The organism is Streptomyces sp. NBC_01232, assembly GCF_035989885.1.
In the GTDB taxonomy this organism is placed as follows: domain Bacteria; phylum Actinomycetota; class Actinomycetes; order Streptomycetales; family Streptomycetaceae; genus Streptomyces.
The window spans coordinates 689,806-703,852 of the sequence record NZ_CP108518.1; the positions used below are offsets into that span (position 1 = coordinate 689,806).

General features: G+C 72.0%; 12 protein-coding genes and 2 pseudogenes. 7 read left to right on the plus strand and 7 right to left on the minus strand.

All coding sequences use genetic code 11. The annotated features are described in order from the left end of the window. Positions 1 to 102: 102 nt before the first annotated feature. Both OG444_RS03320 and OG444_RS03325 read left to right on the plus strand, forming a co-directional pair. Positions 103 to 275, plus strand: a pseudogene (locus tag OG444_RS03320) (ectoine/hydroxyectoine ABC transporter ATP-binding protein EhuA); the annotation flags it as partial. A gap of 98 nt (positions 276 to 373) precedes the next feature. Next, positions 374 to 490: pseudogene (locus OG444_RS03325) on the plus strand (SgcJ/EcaC family oxidoreductase); the annotation flags it as partial. Between the two features lie 100 nt (positions 491 to 590). Here OG444_RS03325 and OG444_RS03330 read toward each other — a convergent pair. Together OG444_RS03330 and OG444_RS03335 are read right to left on the minus strand one after the other, a co-directional pair. Continuing rightward, complete coding sequence (locus tag OG444_RS03330; protein WP_327260652.1) at positions 591 to 1,745, minus strand: CU044_5270 family protein; 1,155 nt, start codon at positions 1,743 to 1,745, stop codon at positions 591 to 593. Further along, a complete protein-coding gene (locus tag OG444_RS03335) occupies positions 1,742 to 2,368 on the minus strand; it encodes an RNA polymerase sigma factor (RefSeq protein WP_327260653.1) in 627 nt (208 codons plus the stop codon). The genes OG444_RS03330 and OG444_RS03335 overlap by 4 nt, the downstream gene beginning before the upstream one ends. A 240-nt stretch (positions 2,369 to 2,608) precedes the next feature. On the opposite strand from OG444_RS03335, the gene OG444_RS03340 reads away from it, so the two are divergent. Further along, complete coding sequence (locus tag OG444_RS03340) at positions 2,609 to 3,409, plus strand: arylamine N-acetyltransferase family protein (protein ID WP_327260654.1); 801 nt, start codon at positions 2,609 to 2,611, stop codon at positions 3,407 to 3,409. Positions 3,410 to 3,448: 39 nt separating this feature from the next. On the opposite strand, the gene OG444_RS03345 is transcribed toward OG444_RS03340, so the two are convergent. From OG444_RS03345 to OG444_RS03360, 4 genes are all read right to left on the minus strand, one after another. Next, complete coding sequence (locus OG444_RS03345; protein WP_327260655.1) at positions 3,449 to 3,943, minus strand: hypothetical protein; 495 nt, start codon at positions 3,941 to 3,943, stop codon at positions 3,449 to 3,451. 150 nt (positions 3,944 to 4,093) lie between these two features. Then, a complete protein-coding gene (locus OG444_RS03350; RefSeq protein WP_327260656.1) occupies positions 4,094 to 4,387 on the minus strand; it encodes an SHOCT domain-containing protein in 294 nt (97 codons plus the stop codon). A gap of 32 nt (positions 4,388 to 4,419) precedes the next feature. Further along, the gene (locus tag OG444_RS03355) at positions 4,420 to 4,893 is read right to left on the minus strand and encodes a DUF6325 family protein (RefSeq protein ID WP_327260657.1); all 474 of its coding nucleotides are present in this window, start codon (positions 4,891 to 4,893) and stop codon (positions 4,420 to 4,422) included. A gap of 114 nt (positions 4,894 to 5,007) precedes the next feature. Continuing rightward, positions 5,008 to 5,664 carry a GAP family protein gene (locus tag OG444_RS03360; RefSeq protein WP_327266644.1) on the minus strand — a complete coding sequence of 219 codons (657 nt, stop codon included), beginning with the start codon at positions 5,662 to 5,664 and terminating at the stop codon, positions 5,008 to 5,010. A gap of 179 nt (positions 5,665 to 5,843) precedes the next feature. On the opposite strand from OG444_RS03360, the gene OG444_RS03365 reads away from it, so the two are divergent. From OG444_RS03365 to OG444_RS03375, 3 genes are all read left to right on the plus strand, one after another. Further along, a complete protein-coding gene (locus tag OG444_RS03365) occupies positions 5,844 to 6,740 on the plus strand; it encodes a YhjD/YihY/BrkB family envelope integrity protein (protein WP_327260658.1) in 897 nt (298 codons plus the stop codon). A 93-nt stretch (positions 6,741 to 6,833) separates the two neighbouring features. Then, entirely contained in the window at positions 6,834 to 8,261 is a 1,428-nt protein-coding gene (locus OG444_RS03370) for a DUF2252 domain-containing protein (protein WP_327266645.1), read from the plus strand. 87 nt (positions 8,262 to 8,348) lie between these two features. Further along, the gene (locus OG444_RS03375; RefSeq protein WP_327260659.1) at positions 8,349 to 9,995 is read left to right on the plus strand and encodes an MFS transporter; all 1,647 of its coding nucleotides are present in this window, start codon (positions 8,349 to 8,351) and stop codon (positions 9,993 to 9,995) included. On the opposite strand, the gene OG444_RS03380 is transcribed toward OG444_RS03375, so the two are convergent. Further along, a complete protein-coding gene (locus OG444_RS03380; RefSeq protein ID WP_327260660.1) occupies positions 9,990 to 11,294 on the minus strand; it encodes a hypothetical protein in 1,305 nt (434 codons plus the stop codon). The genes OG444_RS03375 and OG444_RS03380 overlap by 6 nt on opposite strands. A gap of 440 nt (positions 11,295 to 11,734) precedes the next feature. Between OG444_RS03380 and helR the strand changes: the two genes are divergently transcribed. Further along, complete coding sequence (gene helR, locus OG444_RS03385; protein WP_327260661.1) at positions 11,735 to 13,882, plus strand: RNA polymerase recycling motor ATPase HelR; 2,148 nt, start codon at positions 11,735 to 11,737, stop codon at positions 13,880 to 13,882. The last annotated feature ends 165 nt before the right edge of the window (positions 13,883 to 14,047 follow it).

Sequence of the window (14,047 nt, forward strand, 5' to 3'; positions counted from 1 at the left end):
TAAGTCACCGAACACATCGACAGGACTCCCGCCGGGGCGGCGCCCGCCCCGGCGGGGGTCCCCCGCACACCGTCACCCCGCAGACCGTCACGGCCGTTCCGGTCCGCCATCCCCATGATCGTGGTCACGCACGAGAGGGGCTTCGCGCCCGCGAGGCTGGCGATTCGCCGGTCTTCATGGACGGCGGCGTGGTCGTCGAGTCGGGTCACCCCCAGGAGGTTCCGACCGACCCCCGGCACGACCACACGAGGGCCTTCCTCTCCAAGGTGCTGTGAACGACGCAGGAGGGGTACGGACATCGGCCCGCACCCCTCCTGTCGCACGCGCCGCGCGACTGCACCCGCCCTGTCGGCAGTTGACGTATCAGAATGGCCAGGTCTACCACTCGGCCGACGGCCCGGGCGACGAGGGCGTCCCGACGTACGTGATGACCAAGCAGGACGGCCGCTGGCTCCTGACGGTCTGCCAGAACACCCAGGTGCCCAAGTAGTCCTGGCCGGCCGTACGGAATCCCGGCGCGCGCCCGGCCGGCGGTCCCGGGCGAGGCGTCGGGGCGGGCGCCGGCCCGGACGCCTCGCCCCGCCTGGCGGTCAGCCCGTCGTGGGCGGCATCTCCCTGATCCGGTCGACGACCGCCCGGGTCGTGACGGCCTTCGAGAACACGACCGTGCCCGGCCGGACGGCGCTCCGCTCGCCGGACCCGCCCTCGACCCGGACGATGCGCTCGCCGAGGAAGGCGAGGGTCTGCCGGTCGAAGATCCATTCCAGACGTTCGCCGGATTTCTCGTCGAGCCGCGCGACCGCGATTCCGGGGCGGCCCACGGCGTCGACCGCGTCGTCCACCGTGACCACGCCGGGAATCTTCGCCGCGGCCCTGTAGAGCGCGACCGTGAGCCCGGGCGGCGGCAGAGTCCCGTGCAGCATGTCGCCGATCGTCGCGAAGGCCCGCTGGTCGGGGCTGGTGCCGTGGCCCCCGGTCCCCTCGCGGATCAGCTCCAGCAGCGCGTCGGGGTCGGTGGGCAGCCGGGCGAGGTAGTCGTAGCTGGGCAGGTTGAGGCTCTCCGGCGGAGCCTCGCCCTCCTTCCTGTTCCCCGACAGGTCCACTCCTCCCGGACCGGTGATGCCGGACTCGATCAGCCAGGCCTTCCTGCCGTCCGGGGAGCTCCATTCGTGCCGCGCGTGGGGTTCGTCCAGGGTGCTCCTGCCGTCGACGCTCCCCACGGAGGTGGCGGCCACCATGCTCCCGACGTAGATGAACCCGTCGGCGCGCACCACCGGGCCGGGGGCGGCGGAGGAGGCCTGCGCGAGGCGGTCCAGGAGCTGCTGTGTCCTCTGGGGTTCGGCGGTGCCGAGCGGGGCGGGCGTGGGCGTCACCCGATGCGTGGCGACCGTGGAGGCCGGCCGGTCCGCAACACCCCGGTCCGTGGAGAGGAGGTAGCCGCCGGTGGCGAGCGCGCCGACCATCGCGAAGGCTGCGGCGGGCACGAGGATCGCGCGGCGCGGGAACGGATTGCGGCGTGACCTGCCGGCGAAGCCGGAGCCGGTCGCCGTGGCGGTGGTGTCGGCCGCGGTGCGGGCGGTGGTGACGTCGACGGCGGCGGCTCGGAGGTCCTCGTGGATCTGCGCCATCAGACGCTCCTTGTGGAGCTCGTGGCGCCCCGGGGGCAGTTCCCGTTCGGTGAACGACAGCGGGAGCGGGTCCTCGTCCGGGCGGGCCGGCCGCGGCAGGGAGAGGTCGGCGTTCATCGGGTTCCTTCCTGTGCGGACCACACCGCGTGTTCGCGGTCGCCATATGTCTGTCGGGGCCGGACCAGGAGTTCCCGTCCGTTCCTCTTCAGTTCCGCTTCGGCGAGTCTGCGCAGCTTCGTACGGGCCCGGGACAGCCGGGACCGGACGGTCCCGACCGGGATGCCGAGGGCCCGGGCCGCTTCGGCGTACTCCAGGCCCTCGTACAGGCACAGCAGAAGGACTTCGCGCTCGGGTCCGCGCAGCGCGCTCAGCTGCGCCAGCGTGGCCGCGATCCGCCGCCGGTCGTCCAGACGGCCGGCCACCTCGTCGGCGTGGTCGGGCACGGATGCGGCGCCGGCCGCAGCCGTGGCGGCGGCAGCTGCCCGATAGCGCCGGTTGCTGCGGCACTGATTGCGGGCGAGGTTGGTGGCGATGCCCAGGAGCCAGGGCCGGAGGGAACCGCCCTCGGGGTCGACCGTGCCGCGCAGCCGCCATGCCTCCAGGAAGGTCGCCGACATGACGTCCTCCGCGGTGGCCCAGTCCCCGGTCATCCGGAAGGCATGGTTGTAGAGGGTGCGGGCACAGCTGTCGAACAGCTCCGCGTAGGCGTCCGGATCTCCGGACCGCACCCGGGTTCGCATCTCTGTTGTCACTCCTGTGAGCTGTCCGGCATCGAGGACGGGTTCCCGTGACCTGCGTCACGCCCATGGCGGGGTGGTCCTCCCCTCCGCGCCTCACCGGCCGCCGGCCTGATCCGCACCGCACAGCCTAGAAGGCGGAACCGCTCCGGCTGGGCGCGGGCCGCCGATGGGCCGATGGGCCGATGGGCCTAGGTCGAACCGGGTATGGCGGGGCGGGGGGCGGGTTGCGAGACTGCCGGGATGGAAGAGTTTTCCGCGTCACGGGCTGACGCGTACCTGCGGCGGATCGGGGCCGGGCGGCCCGGGTCGGCGAGTGCGGCGGCCCTGCGCGATCTGCACCTGCGGCACCTGCGGACCGTCCCGTTCGAGAGCCTGTCCATCCACCTGGGCCAGGAGATCGTGCTGGAGGCGGACGCGTTGCTGGACAAGCTGCTCCGCGGGGGCCGCGGCGGGTTCTGTTACGAGCTGAACGGTGCGTTCGCCCCGCTGCTGCGGGCCCTGGGCTACCGGGTGGAGCTGCTGCAGGCACGGGTGCACAAGGCCGGCGGCGGTCCGGGCATCCCTTACGACCACCTGGCGCTGCGCGTGGAGTGCGAGGACGGGCGGGCGTGGCTGGCGGACGTGGGCTTCGGCGACCACAGCCACTTCCCGCTGGCCCTCGACGAGCGGGGCGAACAGACCGACCCGGGCGGGGTGTTCCGGATCGTGCCGGCCGACGGTCCGCACGGGGACCTCGACGTCCTCCAGGACGGCGTGCCCCAGTACCGGCTGGAGACCCGCCCCCGGATCCTGTCCGACTTCGTGACCGGCGCGTGGTGGCACAGCACCTCGCCCGCGTCCGGGTTCACCCGCAAGCCGGTGTGCTCAATGCTGACGGAGACCGGCCGGACCACCCTCAGCGACCGCGTCCTGACGGTCACGGCCGCCGGGGAACGCACCGAGCGCGCCCTGGCCGACGACGCGGAGGTCCTGGCGGCCTACCGCGACCACTTCGGCATCGACCTGCCCCGCGTCCCGGTCCCCCTGCACCCCCGTCCGTAACGGGCCGGCGCCCTCCACCCGCGCCGCGGCGCGAGGGTGTCATTCCGTGGCGCCCCGGGGCACCAGGCGGGTACCGCACCAGCTGCAGTACCGGGCGTCGGCCTCGATGGCGTGCCGGTGACACTGCTCGCAGACGAGGTGGAGCGGGCACTGCGGTGTGCGCGGTTCGGTACGGGGCGGCCGGCCGATGGACATGCCGGCGCGCCTGCGGTGCGCGGTGAGGACCACCAGTCCCTCGGGGCCGGCCCGGAGCGAGCGGGAGGCTCCGCGCGGCAGCAGGGCGAGGGAGCCGGGGACGACCTCGGAGACGACCCCGTCCAGGGTCAGGGAGCCGCCGCCCCTCACGACGGCGAGCAGTACGTCCACCTCGGGCTCCCGGTGGGCGGCGACTTCGCCGCCGGGCAGGAGGCGCACCAGGTTCGCGTCGAGCTGCCGGCCGTCCTGCCGGAGTCTCCAGAGGGCGCCGCTCTGGTCGTCCGTGGCCGCCTCGATCAATCCCGCGACCGTGACGCCCACGGATTCCTGCCCGACCACTGCGTACCCCTCCCCCGCGTTCGGCTATTCGGCCGACCCGCCATGATCGCCCATGACATCATCCCGGCTTCTGCCGCCGCCGACCACCGGGCTCGGAACAGTCACATGATCGGCCGGGCCCGAGGGCCCGGCCGATCCGAGAGAGATGTACTAGCCGAGCAGGCGTCGCTTCTGTTCGGCGAACTCCGCCTCGGTCAGCACGCCCTGTTCCTTCAGGGTGCTGAGCTGCTTGAGCTGCTCGATCTTGGCGGTCATGTCGTCCGCCGGCGCCGCGGCGGGCGGCGGGGGCGGGGGCGGCGGCGCCTGCTGCTGGGCCGCCTGCTGCTGTTGGGCCTCCTGCTGCGCCCATCGGCCGCCCTGGCGGCGCGACACGCGGTTGGACACGGCGGTCGCGGTGCCCGCGATGACGGCGGTGCGGGCAACCCCGCGAAGAAGTCCGGGCATGGTGCTCATCTCCAGGTCAGGCTGTGCGGGATTCACTCTCCGGCCGGCGGGTCCTCCAGGGCGTCCAGCGACGCCAGCAGGGCCTGTACGGGAATCCGTCCTGCGGCCACGAGCTGCGCTCCGCCCCGTCGCAGGGCACGGGCGAACGGCGCCGCCCAGGTGTTCTCGTACACGATGACTCCCGCGGAGCTGCCGGGTTCCAGGGCGCCGGCGGCGTCCTGGATGTCGCCGTGGTCGAGCAGGCCGGACGAAGCCCCCTCGAAGACGGAGAGGTCGACCTCGCCGCCGAGGTCCTGGAGCTCCACCGCCGTGACCGTGCCGTCCTCCTCCTTGCGGATGAAGACGAAGTCGAAGATGCGGACGACGCCCCGGTCGACGAGATCGACCAGGATCGGGAACGCCTCGCCCGTCATCCGGTTGCCCGGGAACTCGACCACGATGTAGTCGACCGGGCCCAGCTCGTCGATGTCGCCGAAATCGGCTCGCGCCTCGGTCTCGCTGCTCATGGCAGCTCCTGTCGGAGATCGGAGAGGGGGAAGTTCTCTTCATTCCAGCACGCGGCCCGCGCCCTCGCATGTCTGGCCGCTGCGACCGTCACGCGGTCACGGCGGTCACGGCGGTCACGCGGTCAGCTGGTAGATGCTCTGCGCGGTCAGCCACAGGCCCAGCAGCAGGCAGACGAACACGATGGCCTCGTCCTTGTGGCCCTCCATCCACGTACGCAGGCTCAGCAGCCGGGCCTGGGCGGCCTCCGGCGCGAACACCATGTACAGCTCCGCGGCCAGCAGGCCGGAGCTCGCCACCAGGCAGAAGCCGAACAGCGCGATGAACGTGGTCGCGTGCGAGGTGTCGGCCTGGACCACCGTCGTCGCGCCCGCCGCGACCATGCCCCACGGCTGGATCAGCACGGCCAGGCCCGCCGCGGCCCACGGCGAGCCGACGCCCATCCGGGAGGGCTTCGCCGTGGTGTCCCGGACGGCACCGGCCCGTGCCTTCCTGAGGCGGTAGCGGTGCACCCCGTAGACCACCAGTGACACCCCGATGGCCAGCTTGGCCGCGAGCGCCGCCACTCCGGGCGGGGAACGCGGCGACGGCGGTTCACCGCCGGTCAGCGCCAGCACGATCGCGATCACCGCGACGAGGTTGGCCAGCCAGGCCAGGATGAAGGCCAGCCCCTTCAGCACTCCCCGGGGCGAGGACACCACGAGGATGAACGCCATCATGGGCAGCGGGTAGAGGGCGATCGCCAGCGCGATGAGCATGAGGTCGAGGACCATGGCGCCCCAATCGAGTGACGACATACGACACTACGCACCGCTGCGGGCTCCTACACCTTTTGCCCATCGAGATGCCGCTCCCGGCTGCGTCCACCAACCTGGACGCACACGAAGGAGACCGCCATGACGACGCCGCCCCGGCACCCGCCGTCCCTACCGCATGACGTTGCGGGCCGCTGATGCCGTCGGGGCGCAAGGCGCGGTGGCAGAGCCGCTCCCGGGAGCTGGTCGCTGCCGGCAAGCGCGCGCAGATGCGGGCCGAGACCCGGTTCCCGGTGATCACGCACGTCACCGAGCGCATGGTCCTCGTGAACATCTTCGACTCCGCCACCCGGCTGGCCGCCCAGTGCTTCCTGACCGTGGTGCCCCTGCTCTTCGTCTTCGCCTCGTTCGCCCCGGCACCCGTAAGGGAGCAGCTGGTGGAATCCGTACGCACGATGTTCGGGCTCACCGGTGAGGCGGACAAGCAGCTGAACGACGTCTTCGACGGCTCCGGCGAGGAGGACCTCCGCAACGCCGTGGGCGTGGCGGGCGCCGTGATCGTGCTGCTCTCGGCGACCGCCGTGAGCCGCGCCATGCAGCGGCTGTGCCGGCGGGCCTGGCAGATCCCGCGGGGCGGGACGCGGATCGCGATCTGGCGCTGGTTCGCCTGGATCGGCGCCTGGATGATCCTGCTGGTCGTCCAGGGCCCGGTGCGCAACGGATTCGGCCTCGGCCTGTGGCTCGGGATCCCCCTCACGCTCCTCTTCCAGACAGGGGCGTGGTGGTGGAGCCAGCACCTCCTGCTGGGCGGGCTGATCCGCTGGCCCCCGCTGCTGCCCGGCGCCCTGCTCACGGCCGCCGCGGTCACCGCGCTGTCGCTGGGTGCGCGCGTCTACATGCCGATCGCCCTCAACCGGTCGCTCGCCGCGTACGGGTCCACCGGCTCGGTGTTCGTCATCCTGTCGTGGCTGATCGTGCTGTGCGTGGCGGTCGCCGTCGGCATCACCACGGGCGCGGCCCTCGCGCAGGAGCCGTACCTGGCCCGGCGGCTCGGCAGCCCCTCGCCGGGCAGGACGCGGCGGGACGACCCGTGATCCGCACCGCAGCGCCCGTGGGGCAGCGGGGTGGGGTGAGTGCCATGCTGGGAGGCGGGGCCCCTGGTGGCCGGGAGGTCAACGACGATGACGATGCGCGACACGACCCCGAACGTGAACGCGACGGGCGGCGGCCACAGGCTCTCGGTCGAGGACCGGGCGGCCGACGGCCGGGCCGCCCGGGCGCGGACGCCCAGATCCGCCCACGGAGACTTCGAGCCGTCGTCCCACCGGCCGGATCCGGTGGACGTCATCGAGCGGCAGTCCGCCACCCGGGTGCAGGAGCTGGTGCCGATCCGGTACGGCCGGATGGCCGAGTCACCGTTCCGTTTCTACCGGGGTGCTGCCGCGATCATGGCGGGCGATCTGGCCGGCACCCCCGACTCGGGTATCCGGGTCCAGCTGTGCGGGGATGCGCACCTGCTGAACTTCCGGCTGCTCGGCTCCCCGGAACGCAACCTCCTCTTCGACATCAACGACTTCGACGAAACACTGCCCGGGCCGTGGGAGTGGGACGTCAAGCGGCTCGCGACGAGCCTGGTCATAGCCGGGCGGGAGAACGGCTTCTCCGGACGCGAGCGCGCGACGATCGTGCTGTCGGGCGTCAGCGCCTACCGCGAGCAGATGCGTCGCTTCGCCGGGATGCGCAACCTCGACGTCTGGTACGCACGAGTGGACGAGACGCACCTCCAGGAGCTGGCGGAGGGCTCGTTGCACAGCCGGGGACGCAGGAACGTGAACGAGGCACTGAGCAAGGCGCGCGGGCGCGACAGCCAGCAGGCCTTCGAGAAGCTCACCGAGGTCGTCGACGGCCGCCGCCGCTTCGCCGCCGTGCCGCAGCTGATCACACCGGTGTCCGAACTGCTGCCGGGACAGGAGCGTGACGCGCTCGAGGACCAGATCCGGGAACTGGTCGGGCGCTACGGGGACAGTCTCCAGACGGACCGCAGGCACCTCCTGCAGCAGTACGCCATCGTCGACATGGCACGCAAGGTGGTGGGCGTCGGCAGTGTCGGCACGCGGTGCTGGATCGTGCTGCTGCTGGGCCGCGACGGCGAGGACCCGCTGCTCCTGCAGGCCAAGGAGGCCAGTGAATCGGTGCTCGCCCCGTACGCCGGCGCCAGCGAGTACGCCACCCAGGGCGAGCGGGTCGTGGCCGGCCAGCGGCTGATGCAGGCCGCGAGCGACATCTTCCTCGGCTGGCAGCAGACGCAGGGGCTCGACGGCCAGGAACGGGCCTTCTACGTACGCCAGCTGCGCGACTGGAAGGGCATCGCCGAAACCGCGCGCATGGTGCCGCGCGGCATGAGGGTCTTCGCCGGCCTGTGCGGCGTCACCCTGGCGCGCGCGCACGCCCGGTCCGGTGACCGGATCGCCATCGCCTCCTACCTGGGCCGCGGCGATGTCTTCGACCAGGCGCTCGTGCGGTTCGCGGAGAGCTACGCCGACCAGAACGAGCGTGACCACCAGGCCCTGGTGGACGCCATCGCGTCCGGCCGGGTGACCGCCGCCGCGGCTTGAACCGGGCCGGGCCTGTGCTTCGGCCACTCGGCTGAACCGGCGGGCGAGGTGCCCGGCCGCCTCCCGCGGCCGTGGCACGCTGCGCGCATGACAGCAGCGCAGGCGGGCCCGGCCGGGACGGCGGGGAACGCGGGGAACACGAGGCTCATCCTGCTGACACTCGCGGCCGGCCAATTCCTGATGGCCCTGGACAGCTCGGTGATGAACGTGTCGATCGCCACGGTGGCGGAGGACATCGGCACCACGGTGAGCGGTATGCAGGGCGCCATCACGGCCTACACGCTGGTGATGGCAATGCTCATGATCAGCGGTGGCAAGGTCGGCGCGCTCATCGGCCGCAAACGGGCGTTCATGATCGGCTGCGTCATTTACGGAGTCGGGTCCCTCACGACCTCGCTCGCCCCGAACCTGACGGTCCTGCTGCTGGGCTGGTCGTTCCTGGAGGGCGTGGGAGCGGCGCTGATCCTGCCCGCGATCGTGGCGCTCGTCGCCTCCAACTTCGGCAAGGAGCAGCGGCCCGCCGCCTACGGTCTCGTCGCCGCGGCGGCAGCGGTGGCGATCGCGGTCGGACCGCTCATCGGCGGCTTCGCGACCACCTTCTTCTCCTGGCGCTGGGTGTTCGCCGGGGAGGTCGTGGTGGTGCTCGTCATCCTGCTGCTGGCCCGACGGATCGCCGACGCGCCCCCGGAGCACCGGCCGCGGATCGACCTGTTCGGCGCGGTCCTGTCCGCCGCGGGCATCGGGCTGTTCGTGTTCGGCATCCTGCGGACCAGCGAATGGGGCTGGTTCCGGCCCAAGGCGGGTGGCCCCTCCTGGTTCGGCGTCTCGCCCGTGGTCTGGCTGGTGCTGGCCGGACTGATGCTGGTCTGGCTGTTCTTCCGCTGGGAGGCACGCCTGGTGACGCGGGGTGTCGAACCGCTCGTCGACCCGGAGCTGTTGAAGAACCGGCAGCTCACCGGCGGGCTGACGATGTTCCTCTTCCAGTACCTCGTGCAGATGGGCGTGTTCTTCGTCGTCCCGCTCTACCTGTCGGTGGCGCTCGGCCTGTCCGCCCTCCACACGGGCGCGCTGATCCTGCCGCTCTCGGTCACCCTGCTCGCCGCCGCGATCGGGGTCCCCAGGTTCCGCCCGAGCGCCTCACCCCGGCGCGTCGTGCGGTGGGGAATCCTGTCGATGTTCGCCGGCGCCGTCATCCTGCTGGCCGCCCTCACCCCGGATTCGGGCGCGGGGGTCGTCACCGTGCCCATGCTGCTCATCGGGCTGGGGATCGGGCTGCTCGCCTCCCAGCTGGGGGCCGTCACCGTGTCGGCCGTACCGGACGAGAAGAGCGCCGAGGTCGGCGGTATCCAGAACACCGTCACCAACCTCGGCGCCTCGATCGGCACGGCCCTCGCCGGGTCGATCATGATCGCGGTGCTGGCGGGCTCGTTCCTCACCACCATCGACCAGAACCCGGCGGTCCCGGCCGAGGCCAAGACGCGGGCGCACACGAAACTGGCCGGGAGCGCCCCGTTCCTGTCGGACGAGCAGCTCACCGCGGCCCTCGAAGAGGCGGGCACGGACCCGGTGGTGGCGCAGGCGGCGCTCGACGCGAACGAGAAGGCACGGATCGACGGACTGCGGGCAGCACTCGCCATCCTCGCTCTCGCCGCCCTGGTCGCGCTCTTCTTCACCCAGCGCATCCCGGCGGCCCAGCCCGGCGCGGCACGGAGACCGGACGGCGCCCCGTCATGACGGGTGCGGACTCGGGGTCGTCCCCTCGACGGGGGTGGTGGTGTCCTCGGCGAGGAAGTCCGTGACCGCGAGGGCGAAGAGCAGGGCGAGGGCGAGCCCCACGACCACCCAGCCGGTCGGGTAGGACCACAGGACGTACACAAGGACGGCGATCGCCACCAGGCCCCAGGTGAACCAGGAGCGGTGGCGCCGGATGAACGGGCCGACAGGGCCGGTGCGCAGGCCCAGGCGGTCGGCCGTGGCGCGGGTGGCGACGATCCCGGAGTGCCAGATCTGGCGGGCGGCCGTGGCGTACTTGCCCGGGCCGGAGAGCCAGGCGGCGAGGGCGATCACGATGCCGAGGACCACGACCATGCGGATCGTCGTGCGCAGCAGGCGGATCATCGCGTCGTAGACGGAACCGGCCGCGGCCTGGGAGACCGTGTCGGGGAGCGCGTTGAGGTAGACGGTGCGGAAGACGGTCAGCCCGAGGCCGAGGACGGCGACGGAGAACGCCACGGCGAGGGCCGCGGTGACGAGGATGCGGCGCCGGTGGGCGGAGAGCAGGACGCCCGCGGCGACGAGCAGCACGGCGATGATCGGCAGCCATACGCCGAGGATCTGGAGCAGCCGGAAGCCCGTCTTGACCCGGCCGATGTCGTTGGACTGCACGACGGTGAAGTCGGTGTGGATCTCGGGGATCCGGCCTGCCACGCCCATTCCGGCGTCCACGAGCCGTGTTTTGACCTGTTCGATCACCGGTGCGAGGTCGACCGTCACCGCATCGTTCTTGATCTCCACGGCGCCGTCGCCGCTGCCGGTCAGTGCCTTGACGAGCGAGGCGTGGATGGTGCGGTTGGCGTTGGTCCAGATCGTCTCGAACTGTTCCGAGGCGATGACGTCCTGCGCCTTCTCCTTCACGAAACTGCTGACCGCGCCCTCCAGTGAACCGCCGAGCTTGCCCAGGGCCTTCTGGAGCAGCGGCCGTTGGTCGGGGGCCGCGTCCTCCAGCAGGGTGGCGAGGTCGAGGTGCTCCATCAGGGCGGCGGTGACGCGGTTCGCGGCGGCCGCCTGGACATCCGGGTCGGAGGCCAGTGGGGCGACCGTGGAGACGTAACGGTCCGTGTTCCCCACGATGCTGGAGGTCCAGGACGCGACGATGCCGAGCGGGGCCAGCACGCAGCCGATGATGATCAGCACCGCGGAGAGCAGCGACTTCATCCGGTGCTTCGGCGGTGTCCGGTTCGCCGCCTCCGATTCCAGGGCGGCAACCCTGGCTCTCAGCGCCGCGAGTTCGCCCGCGCTCTCGTCACCCTGCATGGCTGACCTCCTACGGGGTCGGGAGCCGGTGGATCCCCCGGGATCCGGTGGGATGACGCTGAAGCTGCGCCGGGTGGGCTGTGGCGGCTCTCCTTGCCCCCACAGCCTGCACCGGCGGGTCGGGGGTGGCATCCGCAGTTCGGCCGTACGGATGAACTGCGGCGGGGCACGGCGGGGATGGGCGCGCTGAGCGCTGCCACGGGGCGGGGAGTGCGTCCGTATCGAGCGGACGATCGGCGGAAAGGGGAAGTACCCACGCCTTTCCACTCTCAACTTATAGCGCACAGGGGGGCTTGCGGCAAGGCCCCTGTCGTACCGCAGAATCGCACCTCGAAGCCAGGACCTGCGAAAACGGGAGATCCACAGAGTGCGTGTGCTGTTGTCGGTCGATGGACTGTTCGAAGACCTCGCGGGTGCGACCGCAGATCGGAGCCGCTGACATGAACTCCCTGACCGCCAGTGCGTTCGACCTTCCCGGCCGCCTGTCCGCCAAGGCCGATCCGGCATTGATCGGCCGCGACGAGGAGCACTTCGCGGCTCTCGCGCAGAGCCTCGACCAGTCGGTCGCCGAACTGTCCGACCGTCTCACCGAGCTGCGCCGCGCCCCCGGCGGCCTGGGCCGGGAGGCGATGGACCGGGACGCCGAGATCCACCGGCTGACCGGTCGTCTGCGGGCGCTACGGCGCTTCGGACTGGACCTGTGCCTCGGGCGCATGGTCGGCGAGGACGACCCCGAACCCGTGTACGTCGGGCGGCTCGGCCTCACCGACGACGCCGGCAACCGGCTGCTGATCGACTGGCGTTCGCCCGCGGCCGAGCCCTTCTTCGCCGCGACGCACGCCGATCCGATGGGCCTGGCGAGCCGCCGCCGGTACCGCTGGACCCGCGGCCTGATCGGTGACTACTGGGACGAGGTGTTCACCGCGGACGGGTTCGAGGGGCACGCCGCTCTCGACGACCAGTCGGCCTTCATCGCCGGCCTGGGCAGCAGCAGGTCGCCGCGGATGCGTGACGTACTGGGCACCATCCAGTCCGATCAGGACGCCATCATCCGCGCGGGTTCGCGCGGTGCCCTCGTCGTCGACGGGGGTCCGGGCACCGGCAAGACCGTGGTGGCCCTGCACCGCACCGCCCATCTCCTCTACTCCGACCCCCGTCTCGGTCACCGCCGGGGCGGCGTGCTGTTCGTCGGTCCGCACCAGCCCTACCTGGCCTACGTGGCCGACGTCCTGCCCAGCCTCGGTGAGGAGGGCGTGCAGACCTGCACCGTGCGGGACCTCGTCGCCGAAGGGGCGGGGGCGGCGGCCGAGGCCGACCCGGAGGTGGCGCGCCTGAAGTCGTCCGCGGACATGGTGAAGGCGATCGAGAAGGCCGTGAGCATCTACGAGGAGCCGCCGACCCGGGCGATGACGGTCTCGACCCCCTGGTCCGACGTGCGGCTCGGCCCGGACGACTGGGCCGAGGCCTTCGAAGCCGCGGCCGGTACCCCGCACAACGAGGCGCGCGAGCAGATCTGGGAGGAGCTGCTGACGATCCTGCTCGACAAGTGCGACGACGAGGACCTCTCCCCCGACCTGCTGCGCAGGTCACTGCAGCACGACCAGGAGCTGGTCGCGACGCTCGACCGCGCCTGGCCGACGATCGATGCGGCCGACCTCGTAGGGGACCTGTGGTCGGTGCCGGCCTACCTGCGGATGTGCGCTCCCTGGCTCAGCGGCGAGGAGATCGCGAGGTTGCAGCGCGCGGACACCCGGGCCTGGACGGTGTCCGACCTGCCGCTCCTGGACGCGGCCCGGCAGCGGCTCGGCGACCCGCAGGCGGCACGACGGCTGCGGCGGCATCATGCCGCGGTCGCCGCCGAGCGCGAGCGCATGTCGGGCGTCATCGACGATCTGCTCGCGGCGGACGACGACGGTGAGGGCGCGGTGACGATGCTGCGCGGCAGGGACCTGCAGGACAGTCTGATCGACGAGAGCACGCTGCCGGGCGCCGACCCGGACCGGCTCGCCGGACCCTTCGCGCACATCGTCGTCGACGAGGCCCAGGAACTGTCCGACGCGGAGTGGCAGATGCTGCTGCTCCGCTGCCCGTCCCGGAGTTTCACCATCGTCGGGGACCGCGCCCAGGCCAGGCACGGGTTCACGGAGTCGTGGCGGGAACGGCTGGAGCGGATCGGGTTCGACCGGATCGGTGTGGCCTCGCTGAGCATCAACTACCGCACGCCCGAGGAGGTGATGGCGGAGGCCGAGCCGGCCATCCGGGAAGCGCTCCCGGACGCCAATGTGCCGACGTCCGTCCGCAGCAGCGGCGTCCCCGTCGTGCACGGCAGCGTTGCGGATCTGGACGCGATCGTCAGCACCTGGCTCGACGAGCATGCCGACGGGATCGCCTGTGTCATCGGCGCACCCGGCTTCCGGGCGACGTCCCGCGTCCGGTCGCTGACCCCCGGGCTGTCCAAGGGGCTCGAATTCGACCTGGTCGTGCTCGTCGACCCGGATTCGTTCGGCGCGGGCGTCGAAGGCGCCGTCGACCGCTACGTGGCGATGACCCGGGCGACGCAGCAGCTCGTCATCCTCACCGGTTCCTGACGCAGGGCCGGGACGCGGCCCGGGAAACGGCGTCGGGGCGCGTCCGCCCTTCGGAGGCCGCCTCGGGAGGGGCCGCCTCGGGAGGCCGCCTCGGGAGGCCGCCTCGGACCGCGCCGATGGAGACTCCCCGGGCCGCCCTGGCGTGTCACGCGACCGGTCGCGGCT

Bases quoted from the DNA above. Each gene is read 5' to 3' on its own strand.
- helR (WP_327260661.1), top strand. From the start codon at position 11,735: ATGAACTCCCTGACCGCCAGTGCGTTCGACCTTCCCGGCCGCCTGTCC.
- OG444_RS03375 (WP_327260659.1), top strand. From the start codon at position 8,349: ATGACAGCAGCGCAGGCGGGCCCGGCCGGGACGGCGGGGAACGCGGGG.
- OG444_RS03335 (WP_327260653.1), bottom strand. From the start codon at position 2,368: ATGCGAACCCGGGTGCGGTCCGGAGATCCGGACGCCTACGCGGAGCTG.
- OG444_RS03340 (WP_327260654.1), top strand. From the start codon at position 2,609: ATGGAAGAGTTTTCCGCGTCACGGGCTGACGCGTACCTGCGGCGGATC.
- OG444_RS03360 (WP_327266644.1), bottom strand. From the start codon at position 5,664: ATGGTCCTCGACCTCATGCTCATCGCGCTGGCGATCGCCCTCTACCCG.
- OG444_RS03330 (WP_327260652.1), bottom strand. From the start codon at position 1,745: ATGAACGCCGACCTCTCCCTGCCGCGGCCGGCCCGCCCGGACGAGGAC.
- OG444_RS03370 (WP_327266645.1), top strand. From the start codon at position 6,834: ATGCGCGACACGACCCCGAACGTGAACGCGACGGGCGGCGGCCACAGG.
- OG444_RS03355 (WP_327260657.1), bottom strand. From the start codon at position 4,893: ATGAGCAGCGAGACCGAGGCGCGAGCCGATTTCGGCGACATCGACGAG.
- OG444_RS03380 (WP_327260660.1), bottom strand. From the start codon at position 11,294: ATGCAGGGTGACGAGAGCGCGGGCGAACTCGCGGCGCTGAGAGCCAGG.
- OG444_RS03350 (WP_327260656.1), bottom strand. From the start codon at position 4,387: ATGCCCGGACTTCTTCGCGGGGTTGCCCGCACCGCCGTCATCGCGGGC.
- OG444_RS03365 (WP_327260658.1), top strand. From the start codon at position 5,844: ATGCCGTCGGGGCGCAAGGCGCGGTGGCAGAGCCGCTCCCGGGAGCTG.